Source organism: Priestia megaterium, from assembly GCF_046599315.1.
Taxonomy (GTDB): domain Bacteria; phylum Bacillota; class Bacilli; order Bacillales; family Bacillaceae_H; genus Priestia; species Priestia megaterium_F.
This window is the reverse complement of sequence record NZ_JBKIKC010000002.1, coordinates 133757-157314: the sequence shown is the minus strand read 5'-3', so window position 1 is coordinate 157314 and position 23558 is coordinate 133757. Positions and strand designations below refer to the sequence as shown.

Sequence of the window (23558 nt, the reverse complement as noted above, 5' to 3'; positions counted from 1 at the left end):
TTTACACTTTTAAAGAGATATATTACATAAATCTTTAAATGATATTAGACCTTTTATAGTGATTTTGTAGTCAAAGGACTACTGGCGGCATCTTCACGATTTCGTCCTGTTTTACATATTTCTGAGTGAGTTTTTAAAATTAGATTGTATCTCGTAATACATTAGAAAAACAAAAGAAACTCCTGTCCGGGAGTTTCTTTTGTTTAAACTAATATATCGGGCGGCCGCATGTTTGTTGAATGATAGATAGAAAAATCATTGAATTGCTTTCTTCAGTTTAAGATCTTGTATAAAGCTTCAGAAGCGTTATCTATATCACATTCGTTATAATTTAAGGTTTTTTAATCCGTAAGTGTAGTGATTTAAAAAACCTTAGATGTTTTATAATATGACAATTCTAGTACTTCAAGAAACGGTATGAGTAATAGCACTATCCCCATATTTAATAAGAGTATAAAGCGTTTTTTTATTTTAAGTATATTCATAAATCGTAACTCTTTCCATTTAACGTAATTCTTAGGAAATTGTCATTTATGATCAAGATAATCAATTAACGATTTAATATAACAGAGCCATTAAAATAAATAGCACAAATACCAATTTTTCGTTTATAAGCCACCTTTGTATTGTAAAATGAGGTTTAATATAAAGCATATGGAAAAAAGTAGAAAAAGATACCTTTATAGAAAGTGAAAAAGACTATAACCACCCTTTCTACAAGTTTTATTTTAGCTTACTTCTTGGCAATAGCAGATCTGGTTCTACAACTAATTGATGGAGAAGAACTACCATATCACACTGGGAATGACATAATAGGGTGGTTCCTTGTGTATCTTTTTTATGTAGGTGCAGTCATTGCTGTATACGGAAATTTTGTCTCAGTTATATTAGATGCTATTCGAAAGAACTGGTTTTCCAAAACGAGATGGCTATTTGTCTTCCTCCATGGCACATTAGGCCTGGTTAACGGTATATTTTTTCAGGATATATACTTGGCTTATTATGGGATGGCAGCTGCTATGTTATATGCATGTATAGATTGGTGGGTAGAAAGAAGAATTGATAGGGAAAGAAGTACGAAAATATTCCTAATTATACCTCTTATTCTTTTACTTCTCAGTTGGAGTATATTAGAAGCAATATCACCTGGTCTCCCGCCCTTTACTAAAGAAGATGCTATAGAGTTTACGACAAGTGGAGAAGGAACAGATATTGATCTATTTCCTGATAAAGCCGGAACGTGAAAAGGAACTTTTGAGGGATATCACATCGAAAGAAAAACTTGTGCTGAAAAATTAAGTAAAGAGTTGTATCTCGTGATGTTTGAAGAGAACTGGACTAAAGGGAAACAAAATAGTAAAAACTAAGTTTATGACTAAAGGAGCTTTGATCTATGTCTAAAATTTCTCTAGCAGAGGCTGTGAAATTGAAAAGTGTCTTATCAAAACGAATACATGAATTAGAAGAAGAGATGGACCGGGTTGCATTTGTAGAGATTGAGAAAGGGGAGAAGATTCCTCCTCAAGCTCGATCACTATCTCATGTTGAACAGGATTTAGAGGATATTCGAACGGATTTGCGGCTACTTGATAAATTAATGTATCAGGCTAATATCCAAAATAACATTACTTATAATGAACAAAAACTAACAATTGTAGAAGCGATCGAATATGCCACTCAATTACGTGCTAAAGCAAGAAAATACAAAGAGTTTGGTTCATCATCTAAAGAAGAATATCCTTACTATGGAGAAGGGGTATCCATTATTAAAGTGGCTACATTTGATCCTGAAGAATATCGTCTAAGAGGTCTAGAGGTTGAAAAGAAAGCAAATAGATTATCAAATTTAATTAACGCTAAAAACTATCAAATAGAGTTAGAGTTTGATGGAGATAAGTATTTTTAATCCTTGAAGAGGTGAGACTCCCTTCAAGGCATAGAAGGAGAATGTTTAGTGTACTCAAAGTACTATTGTGATGGCAATTGATATAACCAATAATCCAATGACCCATTACACTGTTACTACTTACCAATAACCAACTATAGCAATGGATGGTCGATGACCAATACCTCCTTGTTTTTAACTCCTTCTATGGTGCCCTTACTTATAGATTAAGTAAGGGCCTTATTGATCTTATGTTTATATTAAAAAGCCTTAAGTATAATAACACCTGTAATAATAAGAGTAACGGAGATGATCTTTCTTTTGTTTTTTGATTCCTTAAATATATAAATACCTAACAGTGTTGTACTAGCAATCGTTAGTCCTGCCCATATAGAAAAAACAATACCCATTTCGAAATAGTTTGTTGTTAGAGAAATAAAATAAATACCAGCAATGAACAGCACAAATGCGCCTATTGTGGGAAAAGATTGTCTAAAGCCTTTAGATAGCTTTACACACATTTGTCCTGCAATACCTAAAACTAAACCAATCGTTAAGAATACGTATCCCATTACGCTGTCATCCTTTCTTTAGAGCCCCCTTTAATGTTAAGAGAAACTACACCGATTATAATAAGAGAAACTCCTAAGATTTTAGATGAAGAAATAGTTTCATCAAAAAAGGTAATGCCTGTGACAACAACAAGTACGGTTGCTCCTCCTGCATACAAAGCACTTGCTACTCCTACTTCACCTTTGGCGTTAAGTAGCATGTAAGCAGCAATAGAAGAACAATAAAAAAGTATTGCAAAAACAGTGGGAACAAAGTTTGTGAATCCATTTGTTAGATTAAGAAAAAACACTGCGATTACCTCTAAGATAATGGCAAGAGACAATAATAAATAAAACAATCAGATTTTCTCCTTTCAGTAACCTCATTTTAAGAACTTTACGTCAATGAAGACTAATTTCTACTAACGAGTTGTAGTAGCGCTCGAATGTCATTATTTTATCTAGGGATTGATATCTTGTAAAATAATGATAAATGATTGTAGATATCATTATTATTAATACCTAAATCAATGTAAGTGGAAAGTAGGATGTTTATGGAAGTGGAAGATATACGTATATTTATGGCCGTGGCAGAATACGGAAGTGTAAGCCTTGCTGCTGATAAGCTAGGTTATGTCCAACCAAATGTAACAGCACGTATTCGATCTCTGGAACGGAAAATTGGACACCCATTGTTTCATCGTCACAGACGTGGAATGACATTAAATGTAGAAGGTCGAAAACTTTTAACGTATGGAGAGCAAATGATGAGGCTAATGGATGAAATACACAAAGCCTTTCAAGATGAGCGTAACCTTGTTGGATCATTATGTATTGGATTAGTTGAAACTGTAGTAGGGTTTCCAAAAATCATCTCTTCCTATCACAATAAATACAAGAATGTAGATATTTCTTTAGAATCAGGAGTAAGTACACAACTAGTAGAGAAAGTTCTTAAATTTCAGTTAGACGGGGCATTTGTAGCAGAACCAGTAAATGTGTCAATGCTTGATCAAATTCCTGCTTTTGATGAAGAAATTGTGCTTGTATGCAGTACAAGTGAAAAAGGTACTCAACAAATTCATTCTGCTAAAGAGTTACTACACTTACCATTCATTTTATTTAATGAAGGCTGCCAATATAGAGAAAGACTACAGCAGTGGTTAAAAGAAGAACAGATTGTATCGCCCAAAGTCATGGAATTTGCTACACTCGAAACGATTATGGGAACAGTAGTTTCTGGCCTTGGGGTGACACTTATAGCACGTTCATTGGCGGAGAGATATGAGAGGGAAGGGTTAGTACAACTCTTTTCAATACCTAAGCCTTACAGAAATCTTAGGATTGTGTATGTCCGTCGATCCGATTCCTATCTAGGAGTAACTGAGCGTGAATTTATCAATACAATTAATGAAGTAAGGAAAGGTAAAAAACAGAAATAAAAGATCTTTTTATCTCAAGGTTGTTTATTAGAGGTGTTCCCGGATACGTCAGAAGACGATGAATATAGTGAGTTCTAGAGACTTTTCAACCGAAAGGAAGGAATTCCTCACTTTGTTGTCACAGGAAATGGTATTAAAAACAAGTAATTTTATAATTAAAGAAAATAAAAAGCACAAACCCGTTGGAAACAAACGTTTTTGTGCTTTTTTATTATTTTATAGTTGTGTTACATATAATCATAAGCGGAATTATCAAAATAGAGCCAGTGATAATATTCAACCTGCGGATCTGTCATCTTCGAAACTTCTTCTTCATTGAATTTTTGATACTCAACTAATTTTTGCACTTTAGAATTTCTTTCCACTTGGCTCATTTTAAATCCTCCTTATAGTTTGAGAAGTAACAATGCATTTGAATTTAGAAAGCGTTTTCTTTTTTTCTTATTTTTATTATATATCTCAATATGAGATTAAAACAATATCAATTATAGATGATTTTTCAAAAAACAATATAGAAATGGTATTTAAGCTACATAGTCGGTATTTATCAATCATATTCAGACTAACGAAATTTTGACAGTTTTTGGTGAAACGTAAAATTTTTATATCTATACACAGAAAGAAGGATAGCAAATGAAAATAAATGAACCGAACTGGAAGAAACAAGACTCGTGGGGCATCAAAGAATTATATATATTTTCCCTAGTTAAGAGGAGAAGTTTTATCAGTCTGTTTCCCTTCTAACTACTATCCTTATGGCTATAGTTTACGTATTAGCTAATTTGTCACGATCTTCGGAAAGTGGTGGTTCCTCTAGCCAACCATTATTTATCATAATCTTTGCACCATCTTCTGCATATTTAGCAATTTCTGCAGCTAAACGAACATAATTGACAGATAAATCTTTTCTTATACTGGTTGCCATCGATGCACCGTAAAAGCCTATGCTAAGACCAATCAAAGCTGTGGTCATAAACATCATCATTTTGTCCGAAAAAGGAGGGTTTTTTGAATTTGTTATCTCATTATCCCAAGTCATAGGTACTGGCAAATCATCATCTTTTAATGCGGAACCAAATACCTCTGTATGTTTGATTGCAATTTCTTTTCCACGTACCATAAACTTTCCTACTTCCTTGGACTGAGCCACTTGACTGAAGCCTATCATTACAGCTTTACCTAAAGCATTTCTTTGTAAGTTTAGGAAGAGGTTTGTGATTTCAATTGCTGATAAAGGTCTTTTGTGACCAAACCAACCAGACATAAACGTTTGATCCTTAACAAAGCTTACTTCTTGGGGCGGGGTCAGGTATGGAGAACGGATGAATAAACCTTTTGATAATAATAAATTTTTAGTTAAACTATCAAATTCACTAAGTTCATGAAGACACTCAGAGAAGTATGCATCGACATCCGAACGTACAGATACAGCCTTTGCAACAGCGTAAAAATTAAGAGCCATAGACCCCATACTGTAGCTGAAATATAGCATAAAACTATCTGAAAACAGCTTTGGAGCAGAAATATTTACGTCTTCTTTTACAACAAACCCTTGTGGTACAGAGAATTTTTCTTTATGAAAGATGGTAGTTAGTTTTCGTAAATGTAACTGTGTTACCTCTAAACCCTTTTCTAGAATGGTTTTTACCTCAGTATCTTCCACCACTTTTAAAAAATAGGTAAATAAACAGTGACACATGCTACTATTCATATAAGATGTCCACAGTTGTGCAATTTCTGCAGCACTCAATTTAACATTATGTTCGGTTCCCATTCACTTATCTCCTTCTAGATGTAATTTGCCTTTAGTATGTGAAATCAATCTGTAAGTATTCTTAAAGCACTTACTTTCACTTTGTAGAAGAGAGAGTTATACCTTTTTCTTTATTTGAATTAAGTTTTATTTTATGGATAAATTATTAAAAATCATTACTTTACCACTACCACTATCACTTAGAAAAAGATTATCCCTTTTGGCGAAAAGATCATCTTTCTTGAAGCTGTATAAAACATGTTCATCGTATCTCTTTCCTTGTCACATGTCACGAAACGCATTCTATATTTTAATTGCAATCTTTCTCATAATAAAACACTTGTCTAAAGAAGGTTTTATACTCAGTAATATATAATTATTCTAGGCTAAGAAGGACAATATAAGATATGATAGGACTTGTTATTGCTATTATCGCATTTAACTTAATCGCATTTACCACAAACAAAAAATTAACAGGAAATCAGATTTTTCATATTTGGACATTTACCATTGCTTTTCAACATATGTTTGATGTTTTTATCGATTTGAAATATCACGCCTACTGGTATTTTACAAAACAAGCTGATTGGAAGGGAATTCTTGTCCATACTGTACTGCTTCACCTATTAACATGATGTTTCTTAATTGGTATCCTCTTAAAAAGCCAATTATAAAAAAATTTGCTACCTTATCTTTTGGATATTAGGTATTTTACTTTATGAAATGATTATATTACTTCCAGAACCATGGGGGTACTTTCACTATGGCTGGTGGAATTTAGGCTATTCAGCTATTATTGACCCTATCCTCCTATTGGTTGTGTTAGGATGTTATAAGTGGATACGTAAGCTGGAAAGCAGATTATTAGCTTGTAAGAAGAAAAAATAGAAAGTGACCTCAATTTAAATATTTAGTAATCGTTTTCATTTATGCTTTATCGAAATGACTGGATAGGTTATAATGAATATCTACAAATATATTAAATGATATGTAAGTAATAAGCGATTACACCCTTGATATCTAAAAAAGAAAACCTCTCAAATATAAGAGGTTTTCTTTTTTTAGTTCACATAAAGGATGTTAAAGAAATTCTAATAAAACAAACCATTATGTATCAAAGGCACGTTTTTGTAATTATTTTTGAAAAGAGGTCGTACTACATCAAGCATACATCTTAAACGCCTTCTTATGTTATTTCTACACCATTCGAAACAAGATATAGCGTTTTTCCATAATAATTATGTATACACGAATTATAGATAACGCTATAACTATTGCACTATTTATTTATCTTACAAAAGAATGTCCCATTAATTAATAACATGTAAATTATTTTGGGGATAAAGTTGCAATATTACATTGACAAGAATGGAGATCCTGCTTACAATTGAAAACGATTATCAACATCAAGTAGGAGGAGACACCGTTATGTCGAAGAGGAATAGTATTCTGAATATTAAGTTAATTTTTGTATTTATTTTAATTTTGTCAACATTATTAGTTGGTTGTTCAAATACTAATAATGAGGAATCAACGTCGAAAGGCAAACATGATAATATGATAACGATTGCTTGGCCGAGGGATGTAGGGGAAATGAACCCACACGTCTACAACCCTTCACAATTATTTGCTCAATCTATGGTGTATGAACCATTAGTAAGCTATCAAGCTGGAGGCAAGATAAAACCGAATCTAGCTAAGTCATGGGAAATCTCTGACGATGGTAAAGTATATACGTTTCATCTGCGTCAAGATGTGAAATTTTCCGATGGAACAGATTTTAATGCGGAAATTGTTAAAAAGAATTTTGACACTATTTTGAATAATGCTGAATTACATAGTTGGTTAGGTTTTATTACGAAAATAGCTCAAACAGAAGTAGTGGATGAAAATACTTTTAAATTAACATTGACTGAACCATATTACCCGACAATTCAAGAGCTAGCTGTAGTCCGGCCAGTTCGTTTCTTGGGTGAAGCTGGTTTTCCTAAAGATGGTGATACTTCAAAGGGTATTGTTAAGCCTGTAGGTACAGGTCCATGGATTTTAGAAAAGTACAAAGCTGACGAATATGCTATTTACAAACGCAATGAAAATTATTGGGGTGAGATTCCAAAAGTAGAAAAAATCAAAGTGAAAGTTATTCCGGATGCGGAAACGAGAGTACTGGCATTTGAAAAAGGTGATTTGGACATGATTTATGGAGAAGGAGTTATCAGTCTAGATACGTTTAAGCAATTAAAGTCTACTGGAAAATATAAAACTAGCGTTTCTGAACCAATTGCGACAAGACAGCTTGTTATGAATACAAAAACAGAACAGCTTTCAGATGAACGTGTACGTCAAGCGCTACATTATGGTTTTAACAAAGATGCAATGGTTGAAGGAGTTACTTCAGGTTTAGAAGAGAAAGCAGACCATATCTTACCTACAAATTTACCTTACACTAAAAATGTTGATGCTAAGCCGGTAGGGTATGATGTAGAAAAAGCAAAGACATTATTAGACAAAGCGGGATGGAAACTTCCTAAAGGAAAAACAGTTCGTGAAAAGGATGGAAAGTTACTCGAAATTGAGCTAATGTATGATTCAGCAGAATCCATCCAGAAAGCAATGGCGGAAACTCTTCAATCTGAGTGGGCGGCAATTGGAGTAAGATTAAACATTGTGGGAGTTGAATTAGCAGATCAAGTCCAGAGATTTAAAGATAATAAATTTGATATTAATTTCTTTAGTAATTATGGGGCTCCTTACGATCCTCATACATTTTTAAACATTGTCGCATCAAAAGGGTTTGGGTTTAATGAAGCTATTTCAGCATATCCAAATAAAGATGAATTAATCAAACAAATGGCGAAGGTTCCTCAAACAACAGATGAAAAAGAACGTCAACAGCTTTATTCGTCTATTTTAAAGTCACTGCAAGACCAAGGAGCTATTATTCCTGTTTCTTATATTAAGAAAACAGCCATTTATCAAAAAAATGTAACAAACTTTAATTTCCCTGCTAATCGTGACGAAAATCCATTCACAGGAATTAGCATCAAACAGTAAATAGCAGGAGGTTTTCATGGGCAATTATATACTGAAACGAATTATGTCCATCATTCCAGTTTTTCTTTTGGCTGCACTTCTCACGACTGGAATGATCCACCTTTCACCGGTAGATCCAGCTGAAGCTTATTTAACGGCAGCACATATCCAGCCAACTGATGAGATTTTGGCTCAAAAAAGACATGAGTTTGGTTTAGATCAGCCATTCTTTGTTCAATATGTAAACTCTATTATGAAGATATGCCAACTTGATTTTGGCATATCTTATGTTTCAAATAAGCCAGTTTGGAATGAAGTAATATATCGAATACCAGCTACCGTCCAACTAGCTATAGCAAGTATATTAATAGCGGTGTTTGTCAGCGTGCCTCTTGGATTTATGGCGGGAGTAAAGAAAGGCAGCTTTATTGATCACTTTAGTCGTTTACTTTCCTTTTTTGGTGCGTCTATTCCAACTTTTTGGCTGGGCTATATACTGGTGTTTTTCTTTTCTGTTAAACTTAATCTTTTTCCAGTAGAGGGGATCGGAACATGGCAGCATCTTGTACTGCCTTCCATTACGCTAGCTCTTCCTTTAATAGCAATGTATACAAGATTGTTACGTGCCAGTGTTCTTGAAAACTTGCAACAACCATATGTGCTATTTGCTCGAACTAGAGGACTTAAAGAAAAAACGATTATGACAAAACATGTTTTGAGAATTGCCATTTCTCCAATGATAACTGGGCTTGGAATGAATCTTGGAAAATTACTTACGGGTACAATTATCGTTGAATCGGTTTTTTCTTGGCCTGGATTTGGCCGTTATTTCATTGAAGCTATTTTTAATCGTGATATACCTGTTATACAATGCTACGTGCTAATAGCAGCTAGTTTGTTTATTTTGAGTAATTTAATTGTAGATATAGTTCAAATGTATATAGACCCACGTATTTCCAAGAAAGAAGGACAACATCGATGATAACAAGTATACGTACGATATTTAAAAGTCAAAAAGTAATTCCCATATGTTCAACGATATTAGGTATTCTTTTTATCATCGCCATATTGGCCCCTTTGATTACACCAAATGATCCCATTGCCGTCAATTTAGCTTACAAATTGCAGCCTCCAAGCTGGGATTTCCCATTAGGAACCGATCATTTAGGAAGATGTAACTTGTCACGTATTTTATATGGAGCACGCATCTCATTAGGTTTTGCTATACTTATTTTCATTTCATCATTAGCAATTGGTTTAATTATGGGAACTTTTTCAGGTTATAAAGGTGGCTGGATCGATCATGTTTTAATGAGATTTTGCGATGGTGTTATGGCTTTTCCAAGCCTTATCCTTGTACTAGGATTGGTTGGTATATTTGGACCTGGACTGCCACAAGTAATCTTAGCGCTGATGCTTGTACAATGGGTTTATTACGCGAGAATGTTCCGAGGAATGGTCCTTAGTTTGAAAGAGCAGAACTTCATCTCTGCTGCGAAGATCAGTGGTTCTTCTCAATGGAAGATCATTAAAAATCATATTATCCCAAATGTGTTACCCCCGCTTGTCGTAATGGGTACATTGGAAATGGGGTGGGCTATCATGGATATATCTGCTATGTCGTTTCTAGGATTAGGCGTTCAGTCTCCTACACCTGAATGGGGAGCAATGATTCACGAAGGGAAATCATATATTCGGACGAATCCGGAACTGATGCTTTATCCAGGTTTGTCTATTATGCTTGTTATTGTTACATTCAATCTATTAGGCGAAGCGTTATCGGAACGTTACGGTGTCAAACGTCGATTTTGAAAAGGAATGAAGAAAGTTGGGAACAGAAAAGTCAAAAGTGTTACAAGTTAGAGATTTACATGTTCAACTAAAAACAAAAAATGGTGTTACAACTCTTGTTCAAGATATAAATTTTGAACTGAAGCCTGGGGAGATTCTTGGTCTTATTGGTGAAAGTGGTTGTGGTAAAACCGTCACAAGTATGTCCATCCTTCAGCTTCTTAACCGTAAGGAAACAACAATTGAAGGGAGTATAATGCTAAAAGGACAAGAATTAAATGGTTTAGCTGAAAAAGAAATGCGTAAGATTCGTGGCAAAGATATAGCCTTTATTATGCAAAATCCGATGAATGCTTTTACGCCAGTTTTTACTGTTGGACACCAATTTATTGAGACTATTCGCTCTCATACGCATTGGAATAAAAAACAGGCAACAGAGCTTGCCATTGAGTCAATGCAACAAGTGAATTTGCCCGACCCCGACAAGCTTTTAAAATACTATCCTTTTCAACTGAGTGGGGGTATGCTTCAACGAGTAATGATTGCTATTGCAGCAAGCTTGCATCCAGCTATTATTATCGCTGATGAACCAACAACTGCGTTAGATGTAAATAATCAGAAGAATGTACTACGTCATTTGGATAAAATTCGTTCTGAATATGGTTCAGCAATTTTATTAATATCCCACGATCTAGGAGTTGTATCTGAAATGGCAGATGAAGTAGCCGTTATGCAGCACGGAAAAATAGTGGAAAAAGCAGGTGTATTTCAGCTATTTGATTCACCAAAGCACGAATATACAAAGAAACTACTAGATGCAAGACCAACATTATATTTAGAGGAACCTATGATCAACTTAATTTGATATGTGGAAAGCATTTTATAAGAGGTGAACAAGTGAGTTTATTACAAGTAAATGAAGTCACTCATAGCTACGGAACCCGAACATTTTTTAAATGGCAAAATCGTTCTAAGAAAGTACTTTCTGATATCTCCTTCTCTATTGAAGAAGGGACATGCTTAGGAATGCTGGGTACGAGTGGAGCCGGTAAAAGTACCTTAGGAAAAGTAATCCTTGGATTGGAAAGGCCAAAGCATGGACAGATTCTCTTTCAGGGACATGATATCTATACTGTAGATAAGTATACTCGCCAAAAAATTCGGCGTGATCTTCAAGTTGTTTTTCAAGATTCATACTCGGCAGTCAATCCCCGAATGACCGCTGAACGTATTATTGCAGAACCGTTAGAAAACTATGAGAAATTAACATTAGCTGAACAAAAACGAACCGTGATTGAATTACTAGAAAGAGTAGGGCTTGGTGAAAAGGACTTAAAAAAATATCCACATCAATTTAGTGGCGGTCAGCTGCAAAGGATCAATATTGCAAGGGCAGTCTCTCTTAAGCCAAAGCTCATTGTCTTAGACGAATCTGTAAGCAGTCTAGACATGGTTACGCAAACTATCATTCTAGAACTATTAAGGGAGTTAAAAGAAGACTTTGGATTATCGTATTTTTTTATTACACATGATATCAAAGCTGCTTGTATGATTAGTGATACATTAGGTGTATTAGAAAAAGGAGAATTAATTGAACATTATAATTCGAAGAATGAGTTCTTTACTTCAGAAAATCCTGTGGTAAAAGAGATGAGAGATTCTATACTTGCCGAGCATCCGCGTTTTCGTTCGATTAGAACAAGGAGCAATCAGATTTAATTTAAAGATATATTATACCCATGTATTTTAAGGCCTCGATTTCATCCACGTAATCGAGGCTATTGCTTTTACGTTTAACTCAAAATGACAAAAGGAGGACAGTTGGATGAATCATCGTACGTATCTTACTTTGGCGATTCCCCTGACAATCTCAACGATGACTACGCCCTTATTAGGTGCGGTGGATACCGCTGTAGTCGGGCAACTTCCAGCTCCAGCTTATATTGGAGGAGTTGCGGTAGGAACTCTTATTTTTAATACGTTATACTGGGTATTTGGCTTTTTGAGAGTTAGTACATCCGCCTTTGCCGCACAAGCAAATGGGGCAAGCGATCCAGATCAGGGAGTACTTGCTTTATCCCGCCCATTTTTATTAGCCATAATAGTGGGGATGTTTTTTATTCTTTTACAATGGCCGATTGAACATGCAGCCCTCCTAGTAATTTCTCCCGATGCTGATGTAAGTAGGTTTGCAGTAGAATATTTTAGAATTAGAATATGGGGAGCACCCTTTACACTGATGAACTATGTGATTCTTGGTTGGTTAATGGGAATGGCTAAGATCAAAGAATCTTTATGTTTACAGATACTAACAAATGTTTTAAATATGCTTTTAGCTATTCTTTTTGTCCATGTTTTTTCTTTTGATGTACAAGGAGTCGCTACAGCAACCTTGATTGCTGAAATTACAGCCTTCATATTAGGATTATTCATTATTTTGAAAGCATCTCCGTTTAAATGGAAAATGCCGTCAATTCAGGCACTTATGGATGCCAATTCTATGAAGAGGATGTTTAATGTTAACAAGGATTTGTTTATTCGAACTATTTGTTTATTGATAGTTATTAATATGTTCACAGCAAAAGGTGCTTCGTTTGGCACAGAATTTCTAGCTGCAAATGCTGTATTATTTCAAATTCACTACATAATGGCTTATTTCTTTGATGGTTTTGCTAATGCTTCCAGTATCCTGGTTGGCAAAGCAGTTGGATCAAATGACAAAGCATTATTTAAAAAAATATTTACTTTATCTAGACAGTGGTCGGTAATAACAGCTGTTATTATAGCTAGCTTATATGCACTTTTTCAAGGGCAAGTTATTAGGCTTTTTACAAATCTGCCTAATGTGATAGAACTTTCCCTTACATATGGAGTTTGGCTTATAATCTACCCGTTTGTTGCTTGTTTTGGTCTTGTCCTTTATGGAGTTTTTACGGGAGCAACTGAAATTGCCCCCGTTCGAAATTCTATGATTTACGCGATGATTGTCTATATGATTATACAGATTGCAGCAACACCTATCTGGCATAATCATGGTCTATGGCTGGCTTTCATCATCTATACTATCGGGCGATCAGGGTTCCTAGTTATGTACACTCCCAGATTAAATAAAAAATTGTTACAGCTAAAAGAAGAGATCTAAAAAATTGTAACAAAATGAGTTTGGTTCACTATCAAGGAAGCCGTTTTATTAATGTATTCATAGAGTCGAGTATAGTATCTGTTACAATTCTTACTAACGTAATTTTCAGCAATAACTAAGTAAAAGCAACCTAACCTCAATTAACATTCAGGTTAGGTTGCTTTTTGATTTATGGATAAATTAAATACTGATCCGCTGTAGAAATTCTATTTAATTCATTTAATAATCTATTAAGAAACTGACTAACAAAAGTTGTGTTATTGTTTTTAAAACCTTCATTCAGTGCTAAACTACTCATGTGCTTTGTGACTCTTTCTATTTTCTCCACCAAAGCTTTCTTCAAAATATGATTAGAACCTTCACCTATATAACTATATAATCATCCATTGATTCCAGTTATTCATTTCCATATATATAAATGAATGAGTTTAAATAAAATATTAACACTTGCAATTTAAACACTAGGAATGATTTGCGTTTGGCTGAGTCCTGATAGCATAGACCTGATTTATTCTCCTGGACCTATGAGCTGTTCACCCTGATAAAGTTCATATACGTATGGGTTATCAGGTTGATGAATGGACTCAATCTGTTGAACCTGAATATAAGGGACATCTTCTCCATTGTACGTAGTTTTTTGTATTATTCCTTTTATATTTATATGCACCCATGTATCTTTTTTTAATGCTGAGGCATTTTCCAGTGTAGACAATAAGCCGTATACAGATGCATCTGCTGCACAACAGAATATTCCAAAACGAGCAACAACGAATTGATTATCTTTAAATCCTTTTTCACGATATACAAAGCCATTGACCTCGATTTTCTTTCCAATAAACTGATCTGTGTTGTTTTCAATAATGTTCATGACTGGAATATAATCCGTATCATTTATAGAAATTTTCGGTTGTTCGAGTAGCTTCTTTTCAAGTAATTCATAAAAACCTTTAGGTGCCACTTTAGGAGCAATACTATTTTGGTGTCTTGTTGGAACGTTCTTTGGTGTTTCCTCTGAATTTCCAGATAATAAATCATTTGTATCTCTTTCTAATTTTGAATTAGTGGTGTCAATTTTGTCATTACCTGCGGGTTGTTGCTGAGCATCAGGTTTGTTAACTGCAAAATTCAATCCTGTTTTGACTGCAACCGAACTATCAAGTGTGTGATTAGAAAATAAAAAGCCCGTCATAATAGGTAATAGAAATAAAGAGTAAATAAATGTTGTTCGAATTTTTCCTTTTTCCGTATGAGCATGACCGCATTCACAAGTTAGATCCTTATTTACGCTACTTCGCCAAATTTGTATAATTCCCAACAAAAAAAGGCACCGGAAGAAAATAATATAAAAGGCATCATTTTAGGCGCAACAAATTGAACAATTTTATCTGTTAATATGAGTTTAAACATAAGGAGTGAGAAACCAATTAGTAATATTCCCCTTATATAGATAACGAATTGCTGATCAACTTTTTTCATACCACTTCTCCTATCTACTAACTATTCCATAAGTCATGACGACAAGATACACAATCACAGTGATGATAAGAATCAGACTAAATGCAAAGCGTTTTTTAAAAAAGGACAATAGCATAATAGTGTTTTTAAAATCCATCATAGGTCCATAGAGTAGAAAGGCAAGAAGAGCTGTAGGTGAAAATGTATGAGAAAAAGATGAAGCAACAAAAGCATCTGCTTCTGAACAAAGTGACAGTACATAAGCAAACCCCATCATAACAGCAGAAGACATATAGTCATTGCTTGCAAGGTTCGTTAGCAGCTGTCTATCTAAAAAGGTTTGAAATAGGCTTGCTACGAGTGCACCAAATAATAAGTATTTGCCCATATCAAAAAATTCATCACCAGCATGATACAACGTTTGCTTTAACTTATTACCTACGTTTGTTTCCTCATGTTCGTGAACGTGTACATTTCGTAACTGATTCGAATTTTAAAAAAAGAAATAAACGGATAGGCCAATTAACAGACAAGCAACAACAGCCAGACCCATACGACTGTAGACGATGGATGTATTTGACTGGAATGCATAAAAAGTAGCGGCAAATACAACGGGATTTAAAATGGGTGCTCCGACTAGAATGACAACTCCAATATGAAGAGGCATTCCTTTTTTTAATAGTCTTCTTATAACGGGAATAATAGCACATTCACAAACAGGTAAAAGAGCACTTACTAAAACAGCCGGTAGAAGCGCAATATATGGATTTTTTGGAATCAGATGTTGAATGAGTTCTTTTGAGACAAATACTTGAATAAGAGCAGATGCAAATACTCCAAGCAAGATAAAAGGGATAGCTTCAAGTACAATACTTAAAAAAATTGAGTTTACATTCAATAAAGGTGCTGGAATAGCTAAATCTTTCGTATTTATATCAACAAAGAAAAAACAGTAACCAAAAAGCAGTAGTAATAACACACTTACTAGGTCTTTACTTAATTGTGATAGAGTTGTCATAATCTATCGTTCCACCTCCATTTACTAGAACTATATGCTAGAGTTTGAACTAATTATGCAGATAATTCAAAAAGAGGTAATATAATAACGGTTAAATTATCCATAACATAACTATAAATATGAGTTTTATTGCTTACTTTTGCGTAATAAAATTTACAATATTTTAATACTTATATTGTTATAAAATACGTAAGTTGGTAAAATAAAGAAAAATGATAGGTGGTATTTGGATATTGATGAGTATTAAAGAGAAGGTATTAATGAAGTATGTAGAAAGAAAGTTACATAAATTACAAATTAATCTTGTGCATTTCATTCCAGGAAGGATTAGACTTCGATCAATTGTTTGGAAAGAAAATAAAAAACTAGTTGAACTAATTATTTTAAATTTAAAGTCTCAAGTCCTCGTCTATGATGCGGTATTTACCCCAGATACAGGGAGTTTACTTATTACATATAATGTTTCCCATATGACAAATAACAAAGAGATTGAAGAGTGGTTTCAACTTATTGAGCGAATATATCAAGAAGAATATAGATCTTAAGGAAAGGGAGGAATGAACATGCTTCCTACTGTAATCGGTTTAGGTGCATCTTTTATTGCCCCTAAAATTATGTCTCAATTCCGTGATCAAAAAATAAAAGTATTACATGCAATGCCGGGTCGTCTGCGTATACAATGTGACAGTTGGAAGCACCGTATCATTGCACATGCTCTAACAGAAGAGGTGAAAAAACATCCTCTTATTCTAACATCGAAAGCTTCAGAACTAACCGGAAGTTTAGTACTTCAATTTGTTGTCCCTCATATTAACCAGGAAGAGCTAGATGAACTGATGAGTTATATCGTACAAATAGCATCTAACGCTATTTTAAATAAAGATGCTACATTGATGAATGGCTTGACAAATACATTTGGATTTATAGATAAAGGGATTAAAAAGCAAACCAATGGTTTTGCTGACTTTGATAGTTTATTTGTTCTATTTTTATTAGGAAAAGGAATTCAGACGTTTGGAAGTGCGCCTGCTTTCTCTGCAAGCTTACTTTATTGGTCATACAACATCATTAAGGATAAGGGGGAAAAGAATAGGTGATGATGTTTAAGGTAAAGGTAGCTCATTCTCTTCCTGGAAGAACCCGATTTTATATACCTAAACAGCTAGAAATAGGCCATATTGAAATTTGGTTGCGCTCTTTTCCAGGAGTATATTCTGCAACCTATAATCAAGTAACCGGAAGTCTACTTATTTATCATCATATTACTCTCTCTTTATACAATCTAAAATCATTCATCTATAAATATAAACATACTCTCAAGCAAGCAGCATGTTCATGGAAAAAGGCTATACCCATCATAGCTTGTGGAACTATTTTTTTAGTTAACTGGTACCTTCAACGTTCCTCGTATCCTGCAATAGTAAAGGCACTTTCCTATTGGCTTAGCACCTTTACTGCTATTAGTACTTCCTATGATGTAATTAAAGACGGTGTTGTTCATGTCCTAAAAGAACGAAAAGGGAATGCCAATACATTAACAGCTGCTTCTATATTCGCTTCTTTGTATATGAAGAATCCAGGATCGGCTTTAATTATTACTTTGATGTCTACTATTAGTGAGCTATTAACAGACTATACGTCTGAACAAACCAAGCATTATATTCACTCCGTTTTAAAATTAGATATCTCATATGCTTGGAGAGTAAAGGAAAAGGGCATTGAGGAGAAGGTTTTAGTCGAGGATATTAAAGTTGGTGATCAGGTTGTTGTTTTTACTGGAGAAAAAATTCCTGTGGATGGAATCATAATAGACGGGAACGGTACAGCAGATGAAGCTTCAATTACGGGGGAGTATATGCCACGCGAGGTAAGTGGTGGAGATAACGTGTATGCTGGAAGTGTCTTGCAGAGTGGACATGTTACTGTAACAGTTGAAAAAGTAGGGAAGGATACGTCTCTTTCTAAAATTGTGAAACTGTTAGAGGAAGCACAAGATAAACGCGCTCCTATTCAGAATATAGCGGATACAGTAGCTGAAAAAATGGTGCCTGTTTCTTTTGGTTTGGCACTAGTAACATTTGTCTTAACTCGAAATCTTAACAGAGCTATGAGTATGTTAGTTATTGATTTCATCTGCGGAATTAAATTATCAACGGCAACAGCTTTATACGCATCAATTGGACGCGCTGCAAAAGAAGGGGCTATTGTTAAAGGCAGTGACCATATTGAAAAGATGTCTAAACTAAATACAGTCATTCTTGATAAGACCGGAACTATTACAGAAGGAACTCCTGTGGTTCAGCAAGTGATTGCTGCTGAAGGCTTCAATCAAGAAGATGTCATTCGCTTAGCTGCAGCAGCTGAGAAAAATTCCACCCATCCTATTGCTGATGCAATTATGAAACAAGCGAAAGACTGGAACATTTTAATTCCTATTAGAGACAATAATGCTCAGGTAGAAACAACGGTAGGAAAAGGAATTTCCACTTGGTTAAATGGTAAAAGAGTTGTTGTTGGAAGTTTACGCTTTATGAATGAATTAAAGATTAAAACAACTGACTTACTTCAACAAATACAAAACGACGAAAATGTGATTTATGTAGCCTATGATCAAACACTTGTAGGAGTAGTTAGCATTTTTGACAAAATACGTTCTGGTATGCACCGCGCAGTGCATAATCTCCGTCATCAAGGTATTAACGACATTATTATGCTCACAGGAGACAAGAGAACGGTTGCAAGAGAAATGGCGTGTCGCTTAAAACTGAACTGGTATCATGCAGAGGCTTTGCCAGAAGATAAAGCCTTTTATGTAAAAAGGTATGGGAGAACAGGGGCTGTCATGATGGTAGGTGATGGCATTAATGATGCTCCAGCTCTAGCTCATGCCCATGTAGGCGTAACGATGGGAGCTAAACGAACAGATATTGCTTCAGAAGCCAGTGACGTTATCATTACGTCTGATAACCCAGAGATGCTTTCCGAGTTAGTTGGATTGTCTAGAAAGACAATGAACATTATTAAACAAAATTTTATTGCCACATTTGCTATTAATGGTATTGCAATTTTATTCGGTGCTTTAGGTATCTTCTCTCCAATTGTGGGAGCAGCTATTCATAATGCCGCCACTATTGGTGTAGTAATAAATAGTGCAAGAATTTTATGGTTAGGGAGGGAAAGCAATGAATCCCAAATTCTACGTTCTGCATGATATACCAGGTCGTATTCGATTTCATATCCCAGCATTGAGAGATAAGAAAAATCATGTGGAAATTGAGCATATGTTTTCTGCTTTAAAAGGTATAACGAGTGTGAGAATAGAACCCACCATTCAAACCATGCTTATTCACTATGATGTTTCACAACTTTCTCGCAATACCATTTTTCGTTATGTATCTATTTTTTTTCAGCAAACGCGTTTAGATCCACTAGATGATATTATGATTCAAATGGATCCTGCCACACGAAATGATTGGCTACGTACACTGTTTTCTGGTGGATTACTTCTACTAGCAGGTATTCGAAAATCATCTTTTTATAAACCAGACGCACTTGTATATGGGGCAGTAGTCGCAACAGGTTACACGGTCTTGTCTCATGGTACAAGTAATAAAATGAGGCACCCAGACATTTTAACCGGAATTGTTACGATGTTATCTCTAGGGCCATCAAATATGCTGTATGTAGCGATGATTACATGGATTGTGAATGTGTTGGAATTATTACATGAAAAGCAGAAAGTGCAATCACAAAAGTTATCTACAATTACTTAAGATATTCATTCATGCTCTTTGTATGAATTGATATAAAAAAACTTATGATTATGGGGGAGTTTTATAATGATTAATCGCGATTTTCTAATGGGATTTGTATCAGGAACAGTGGTAGGTGCAGTAGGTTATCGTTTATATGAACAAAATGGTGGTCAGCTACAACGTCTAGTCCAGCCTAAACAGGCATATGGTGGACAACAAGCTATTTCATCTTATCAACCTTCTATGGAAGAGCTTCAAGCACAGAAAGAGCGTTTAGAAGATATGATTGCTGAGCTACAAGTAAAATAATAATAAAAAGAGTGAGAGGTAGTTCCAGGCTACCTCTCACTCTTTTTATTTCATAATGAGGGAATCATTTTAAATGATGATACGCTTATTTACCACGCGCTAAAAAGTTTCCTGTGGTAAACTATTGTTATTATTATATTCCGTGACTTGAAAATTATCAATAACTATATAGAAAAATATTCTATTTTTCACAAAAGAAAACAATAAGGTATATGTTGTTGCAGTTTTTTTCTTTTTGGCTCAATTAAATTTAATCGTTCTAATGGCCATGAAATAATGAAAGGGAATATTGATAAACATAAATAATTAATACCCCGAGCGATAGTAAAAGCCATACGTGCAGGTTTTTGAAGTAGTTGATGGTCTTGCCTATTATTTCATGAAAGATAACAAAAGACAGTGTACCAATTGCTGCGCCAGTCGATAAAGCTTGTAATTTAAGTGAGGAAGCTTGTACACTTTCACCAATTAATAAACTAACACCTAAGGATAGGGATAGGAGAGCTATAATTATTAAAAAGAAGATGTTAGGTACTTTTGCTATAGAAAGGACTGTCATAATTGCCATTCCCTCTGGAACCTGATGTAAAAGGGTAGCTGCAAATACAGAAGCTGATTGGTGCATATCTGTTATTCCAAAGGTAATACCTGTGATGATATTATGAAAAAAGATAGCAACCGTTAATAATATAAGTGCTTGTAAAGGTGAAATTTCGCTATTTTGTTTATGAAAAAAAAGGTCAATACATAGCATGATGATATATCCGGCTACAATTCCTAATAAAACCCCTCTTAAGTCATATAGATGCCAAGTAGACGGAAGGATATCAAAGAATAATAAACCTAATAAGATTCCTCCGCATATAGCATACATAAATTGAATTTTCCCCCGAGCTAGATGACTTACTAATTTAAGAAGTCCTCCTCCTATTAATAAACCAAATAAAGCACCCAAAGTAAATAAGATATTCATTTCTATATGCATAATTGTTACTTCCTTTCGGCTATATTGTTTTTTACAAATAACCTATTCGAAGGAGAGATAATCATACCAATGTTTTAGTAATTGGCATAGCTGGTGTTTTTGTTATAAATGATAAAAAATACTTTGCTAAAATAATAATGGAAGGTTACTCAATAAACGGTATACATATTAAGGAAAGATCCTGTACGACAATAACTTTTTTAATTTTCTTAAGCTGCAACCTTATAAGAATACTGTTAATATAAAACCAGTTTCAGGTAGCAAAAGGTTTTTAAAACTGCTACTCTTAAAGATAACGCAACCTTACTTCAGTTTATGTTTTAGACTAAGATCTCATACTGAGATATTTTCTCACTTTTTTATTCTGATTTGAAAATAAATAGGAAACTTTAATAATACATGTATGCAGATCTCAATAATGCTTCTTATTAATTCTACATAAAATAAAAAATATATTGACATTTAATTCTAAAGTAACTAAGATGATATACATTACATACAATTTAATTTAACAAAAAAAGCGAAGATAGGACCGTAAGTAAACTTGATCTCCCTGTTATAGAGAGCTGACAATTGGTGGAAGTCAGTACAAAGATTAGAGATGAAATTCACTCCTAGAGCTTCCTCTTCTAAAAGTGTTTTAGAGAGGACGGATAAAACCGTTATACTAATTAAGAGGTAAAATATTTTTTACAATATAGGGTGGTACCGCGAAAATTTCGTCCCTGCTGAATGATTCAGCAGGGACTTTTTTATGTTAAAAGGAGGGCATCATGAAAGAAAATACTGCATCAAAGAATACGTTAAAAAAACAATTATTACCGCGACACATTCGAATGATTGCTATTGGAGGAATGATTGGAACAGGAATTTTTAAAGGAAGTGCTGATACGATTGGATTAGCAGGACCTTCCGTTATCTTTTCGTACTTATTTGCGGGGCTATTGCTTCTCATTGTAATGGGAGCTTTGGCTGAAATGGCTATTGTATATCCATCCCATAATATGAAAGATCTAATTCAAAAAGCTTTTGGAAGTCGTTTTTCTTTTGTAACTGGAGCTACTTATTGCTTTATGTGGCTTACTGTATGCGTTATTGAAGTCATCGCTGCAGGTAGTTTTCTACAATATTGGTTTTCTTCTATCCCTTTATGGATTCTTTGTCTCATTTGTTCAATTGTACTTATTTTAATCAATGCTACAAGTGTAAAGTCTTTTGGAGAAATTGAATTTTGGTTTGCAGGTATTAAAATCTTTGTTATTATTGCCTTTATTTTATTAGGTATAGCGATACTATTTGGAATTATGCCGAGTAATAATTCATCTTCTCATTACCTTCATAATTATAGCGATTTTATCCCAAATGGCTGGAAAGCCGTTTTCTCTACACTACTTGTGGTGATTTTCTCTTATGGAGGCTCAGAACTAATTGGTTTAACTATTACAGAAACGAAAAATGCTGAAAAGGTTTTACCAGGCGTAGTTAAAGGCGTTATGTGGAGAGTAGTTTTGTTTTATACCTTACCTATTTTTATTATCTGTGGCTTAATACCATGGGATAAAATTGATGCAAATGCTAGTCCTTTTGTTCAAGTATTTGAAACAGCAGGGCTTCAGGGAGCTTCTCACATTATGAACTTTATTTTATTAACAGCTGTACTTTCCGCAGCGAATTCCGGTATTTATGGCTGTACAAGGATGCTTCATTCTTTATCTCAGTCGGGGGATGCTCCTAAAAGCTTGTCCTATGTAAATAAACAAGGCGTGCCTGTGTACAGTTTAGCTTTCAGCGTCCTATTTTTATTAATAGGAACGTACATTGTATATTTATTTCCTGAAAAAGCTTTTTCTTATTTGTTAGCTATTCCTGGATTTACGGTTTCTCTTATATGGATTAGTATTTGCTTAGCTCAGCTAAAGCTACGTCCTCAATATAAACAAAAACCATATTTTAAACTTTGGGGATTCCCTTATTTAACGCTTTTTGCTGCATGTACATTAGTTATTAGCTTTATAGTCTTTCTAATAGACAGTGCGAATAGATTAAGCTCTACAGTTTGTGTGGCTTTCGTTCTTGTAATGGTAATCCTTTCATTTTTCAAACGGAATACAAAATCTACAGAATAGAAAAATAGCTGCAAAAGGGTGGCAAGTCCTTCTTCGTTTCAAACTAGACTTTTATTAATTAAGTTCATGACTGAAGATGTGACGTGTAGTTCATATAAAACGATATAAAGATAATGAAAAAACTTTATAAAGGTAAGTAGGTCAATACAGAAGGCGTATGGAGAGGTAAGAGGATAAATTTAAAATCTTCTTAGAAGACGGACATCTCTTACTTACAAAACCTACTTCTTCTGAAGTACCAAGTAAGCAAACTATACAATATGCTATAACGTATCAACCTATATAATAGAAAATTTTTGTAGCAGAAAAGTTC

The 23558-nt window shown here is 34.4% G+C and carries 22 protein-coding genes, 2 pseudogenes and 1 other annotated feature; of the genes and pseudogenes, 16 read left to right on the top strand and 8 right to left on the bottom strand.

Going from position 1 to position 23558, the window contains the following annotated elements:
- Window positions 1-827: 827 nt before the first annotated feature.
- Together ACLHDF_RS08175 and ACLHDF_RS08170 are read left to right on the top strand one after the other, a co-directional pair.
- The gene (locus ACLHDF_RS08175) at window positions 828-1244 is read left to right on the top strand and encodes a hypothetical protein (RefSeq protein ID WP_413918400.1); all 417 of its coding nucleotides are present in this window, start codon (window positions 828-830) and stop codon (window positions 1242-1244) included.
- Window positions 1245-1393: 149 nt separating this feature from the next.
- Entirely contained in the window at window positions 1394-1906 is a 513-nt protein-coding gene (locus ACLHDF_RS08170) for a hypothetical protein (RefSeq protein WP_413918399.1), read from the top strand.
- Window positions 1907-2145: 239 nt separating this feature from the next.
- On the opposite strand, the gene ACLHDF_RS08165 is transcribed toward ACLHDF_RS08170, so the two are convergent.
- Both ACLHDF_RS08165 and ACLHDF_RS08160 read right to left on the bottom strand, forming a co-directional pair.
- Complete coding sequence (locus ACLHDF_RS08165; protein WP_413918398.1) at window positions 2146-2457, bottom strand: DMT family transporter; 312 nt, start codon at window positions 2455-2457, stop codon at window positions 2146-2148.
- The gene (locus tag ACLHDF_RS08160) at window positions 2457-2795 is read right to left on the bottom strand and encodes a DMT family transporter (RefSeq protein WP_413918397.1); all 339 of its coding nucleotides are present in this window, start codon (window positions 2793-2795) and stop codon (window positions 2457-2459) included. Before ACLHDF_RS08160 ends, ACLHDF_RS08165 begins: the two co-directional genes overlap by 1 nt.
- Before the next feature lie 195 nt (window positions 2796-2990).
- Between ACLHDF_RS08160 and ACLHDF_RS08155 the strand changes: the two genes are divergently transcribed.
- Window positions 2991-3878, top strand: a complete 888-nt coding sequence (locus tag ACLHDF_RS08155; protein WP_413918901.1) for a LysR family transcriptional regulator — start codon at window positions 2991-2993, stop codon at window positions 3876-3878.
- Window positions 3879-4105: 227 nt separating this feature from the next.
- Here ACLHDF_RS08155 and ACLHDF_RS08150 read toward each other — a convergent pair whose 3' ends face one another.
- Both ACLHDF_RS08150 and ACLHDF_RS08145 read right to left on the bottom strand, forming a co-directional pair.
- On the bottom strand, window positions 4106-4252 hold the full coding sequence (locus ACLHDF_RS08150; RefSeq protein ID WP_413918396.1) for a BH0509 family protein: 147 nt from the start codon (window positions 4250-4252) through the stop codon (window positions 4106-4108).
- Between the two features lie 392 nt (window positions 4253-4644).
- Complete coding sequence (locus tag ACLHDF_RS08145; RefSeq protein WP_413918395.1) at window positions 4645-5652, bottom strand: DUF3231 family protein; 1008 nt, start codon at window positions 5650-5652, stop codon at window positions 4645-4647.
- A 386-nt stretch (window positions 5653-6038) separates the two neighbouring features.
- On the opposite strand from ACLHDF_RS08145, the gene ACLHDF_RS08140 reads away from it, so the two are divergent.
- From ACLHDF_RS08140 to ACLHDF_RS08110, 7 genes are all read left to right on the top strand, one after another.
- Window positions 6039-6266, top strand: a complete 228-nt coding sequence (locus ACLHDF_RS08140; RefSeq protein ID WP_413918394.1) for a hypothetical protein — start codon at window positions 6039-6041, stop codon at window positions 6264-6266.
- A 793-nt stretch (window positions 6267-7059) separates the two neighbouring features.
- Window positions 7060-8685, top strand: coding sequence for a nickel ABC transporter substrate-binding protein (gene nikA, locus ACLHDF_RS08135; protein WP_413918393.1), 1626 nt, complete (start codon window positions 7060-7062; stop codon window positions 8683-8685).
- A gap of 16 nt (window positions 8686-8701) precedes the next feature.
- Window positions 8702-9646, top strand: a complete 945-nt coding sequence (gene nikB / locus ACLHDF_RS08130) for a nickel ABC transporter permease subunit NikB (protein WP_413918392.1) — start codon at window positions 8702-8704, stop codon at window positions 9644-9646.
- Window positions 9643-10476 (top strand): nickel ABC transporter permease subunit NikC, encoded by an 834-nt coding sequence (gene nikC / locus ACLHDF_RS08125; protein WP_413918391.1) that lies wholly within the window; start codon window positions 9643-9645, stop codon window positions 10474-10476. The genes nikB and nikC overlap by 4 nt, the downstream gene beginning before the upstream one ends.
- Before the next feature lie 16 nt (window positions 10477-10492).
- Window positions 10493-11320, top strand: a complete 828-nt coding sequence (gene nikD, locus ACLHDF_RS08120) for a nickel import ATP-binding protein NikD (RefSeq protein WP_413918390.1) — start codon at window positions 10493-10495, stop codon at window positions 11318-11320.
- A gap of 32 nt (window positions 11321-11352) precedes the next feature.
- Window positions 11353-12174, top strand: coding sequence for a nickel import ATP-binding protein NikE (gene nikE / locus ACLHDF_RS08115; RefSeq protein ID WP_413918389.1), 822 nt, complete (start codon window positions 11353-11355; stop codon window positions 12172-12174).
- A 106-nt stretch (window positions 12175-12280) separates the two neighbouring features.
- Window positions 12281-13597 (top strand): MATE family efflux transporter, encoded by a 1317-nt coding sequence (locus tag ACLHDF_RS08110; RefSeq protein WP_413918388.1) that lies wholly within the window; start codon window positions 12281-12283, stop codon window positions 13595-13597.
- Window positions 13598-13766: 169 nt separating this feature from the next.
- Here ACLHDF_RS08110 and ACLHDF_RS08105 read toward each other — a convergent pair whose 3' ends face one another.
- The 3 genes and pseudogenes from ACLHDF_RS08105 to ACLHDF_RS08095 all read right to left on the bottom strand — a co-directional run bounded on the left by ACLHDF_RS08105 (window position 13767) and on the right by ACLHDF_RS08095 (window position 16070).
- The gene (locus ACLHDF_RS08105) at window positions 13767-13925 is read right to left on the bottom strand and encodes an aspartyl-phosphate phosphatase Spo0E family protein (protein WP_413918387.1); all 159 of its coding nucleotides are present in this window, start codon (window positions 13923-13925) and stop codon (window positions 13767-13769) included.
- A 180-nt stretch (window positions 13926-14105) separates the two neighbouring features.
- Window positions 14106-15004 (bottom strand): annotated as a pseudogene (locus tag ACLHDF_RS08100) (TIGR03943 family putative permease subunit).
- Between the two features lie 79 nt (window positions 15005-15083).
- Window positions 15084-16070 (bottom strand): annotated as a pseudogene (locus ACLHDF_RS08095) (permease).
- A gap of 236 nt (window positions 16071-16306) precedes the next feature.
- Here ACLHDF_RS08095 and ACLHDF_RS08090 point away from each other — a divergent pair.
- The 5 genes from ACLHDF_RS08090 (at window position 16307) to ACLHDF_RS08070 (ending at window position 20134) form a co-directional block, all read left to right on the top strand.
- Window positions 16307-16615, top strand: a complete 309-nt coding sequence (locus ACLHDF_RS08090; protein WP_413918386.1) for an HMA2 domain-containing protein — start codon at window positions 16307-16309, stop codon at window positions 16613-16615.
- Between the two features lie 18 nt (window positions 16616-16633).
- Window positions 16634-17167 (top strand): HMA2 domain-containing protein, encoded by a 534-nt coding sequence (locus ACLHDF_RS08085; protein WP_413918385.1) that lies wholly within the window; start codon window positions 16634-16636, stop codon window positions 17165-17167.
- Complete coding sequence (locus tag ACLHDF_RS08080) at window positions 17167-19281, top strand: heavy metal translocating P-type ATPase (RefSeq protein ID WP_413918900.1); 2115 nt, start codon at window positions 17167-17169, stop codon at window positions 19279-19281. Before ACLHDF_RS08085 ends, ACLHDF_RS08080 begins: the two co-directional genes overlap by 1 nt.
- Window positions 19253-19843: an HMA2 domain-containing protein gene (locus ACLHDF_RS08075; RefSeq protein WP_057242558.1), complete on the top strand. Its 591-nt coding sequence runs from the start codon at window positions 19253-19255 to the stop codon at window positions 19841-19843. Before ACLHDF_RS08080 ends, ACLHDF_RS08075 begins: the two co-directional genes overlap by 29 nt.
- 66 nt (window positions 19844-19909) lie before the next feature.
- Window positions 19910-20134: a hypothetical protein gene (locus ACLHDF_RS08070; protein ID WP_129707665.1), complete on the top strand. Its 225-nt coding sequence runs from the start codon at window positions 19910-19912 to the stop codon at window positions 20132-20134.
- A gap of 259 nt (window positions 20135-20393) precedes the next feature.
- On the opposite strand, the gene ACLHDF_RS08065 is transcribed toward ACLHDF_RS08070, so the two are convergent.
- Complete coding sequence (locus ACLHDF_RS08065; protein ID WP_413918384.1) at window positions 20394-21119, bottom strand: hypothetical protein; 726 nt, start codon at window positions 21117-21119, stop codon at window positions 20394-20396.
- 514 nt (window positions 21120-21633) lie between these two features.
- Window positions 21634-21849: a binding site (T-box leader), on the top strand.
- Window positions 21850-21892: 43 nt separating this feature from the next.
- Between ACLHDF_RS08065 and ACLHDF_RS08060 the strand changes: the two genes are divergently transcribed.
- A complete protein-coding gene (locus ACLHDF_RS08060) occupies window positions 21893-23245 on the top strand; it encodes an amino acid permease (protein WP_413918383.1) in 1353 nt (450 codons plus the stop codon).
- The last annotated feature ends 313 nt before the right edge of the window (window positions 23246-23558 follow it).

Bases quoted from the DNA above. Each gene is read 5' to 3' on its own strand.
- ACLHDF_RS08170 (WP_413918399.1), top strand. From the start codon at position 1,394: ATGTCTAAAATTTCTCTAGCAGAGGCTGTGAAATTGAAAAGTGTCTTA.
- ACLHDF_RS08165 (WP_413918398.1), bottom strand. From the start codon at position 2,457: ATGGGATACGTATTCTTAACGATTGGTTTAGTTTTAGGTATTGCAGGA.
- ACLHDF_RS08155 (WP_413918901.1), top strand. From the start codon at position 2,991: ATGGAAGTGGAAGATATACGTATATTTATGGCCGTGGCAGAATACGGA.
- ACLHDF_RS08150 (WP_413918396.1), bottom strand. From the start codon at position 4,252: ATGAGCCAAGTGGAAAGAAATTCTAAAGTGCAAAAATTAGTTGAGTAT.
- ACLHDF_RS08145 (WP_413918395.1), bottom strand. From the start codon at position 5,652: ATGGGAACCGAACATAATGTTAAATTGAGTGCTGCAGAAATTGCACAA.
- ACLHDF_RS08140 (WP_413918394.1), top strand. From the start codon at position 6,039: ATGATAGGACTTGTTATTGCTATTATCGCATTTAACTTAATCGCATTT.
- nikA (WP_413918393.1), top strand. From the start codon at position 7,060: ATGTCGAAGAGGAATAGTATTCTGAATATTAAGTTAATTTTTGTATTT.
- nikB (WP_413918392.1), top strand. From the start codon at position 8,702: ATGGGCAATTATATACTGAAACGAATTATGTCCATCATTCCAGTTTTT.
- nikC (WP_413918391.1), top strand. From the start codon at position 9,643: ATGATAACAAGTATACGTACGATATTTAAAAGTCAAAAAGTAATTCCC.
- ACLHDF_RS08110 (WP_413918388.1), top strand. From the start codon at position 12,281: ATGAATCATCGTACGTATCTTACTTTGGCGATTCCCCTGACAATCTCA.
- ACLHDF_RS08090 (WP_413918386.1), top strand. From the start codon at position 16,307: ATGAGTATTAAAGAGAAGGTATTAATGAAGTATGTAGAAAGAAAGTTA.
- ACLHDF_RS08085 (WP_413918385.1), top strand. From the start codon at position 16,634: ATGCTTCCTACTGTAATCGGTTTAGGTGCATCTTTTATTGCCCCTAAA.
- ACLHDF_RS08080 (WP_413918900.1), top strand. From the start codon at position 17,167: ATGATGTTTAAGGTAAAGGTAGCTCATTCTCTTCCTGGAAGAACCCGA.
- ACLHDF_RS08075 (WP_057242558.1), top strand. From the start codon at position 19,253: ATGAATCCCAAATTCTACGTTCTGCATGATATACCAGGTCGTATTCGA.
- ACLHDF_RS08070 (WP_129707665.1), top strand. From the start codon at position 19,910: ATGATTAATCGCGATTTTCTAATGGGATTTGTATCAGGAACAGTGGTA.
- ACLHDF_RS08065 (WP_413918384.1), bottom strand. From the start codon at position 21,119: ATGCATATAGAAATGAATATCTTATTTACTTTGGGTGCTTTATTTGGT.
- ACLHDF_RS08060 (WP_413918383.1), top strand. From the start codon at position 21,893: ATGAAAGAAAATACTGCATCAAAGAATACGTTAAAAAAACAATTATTA.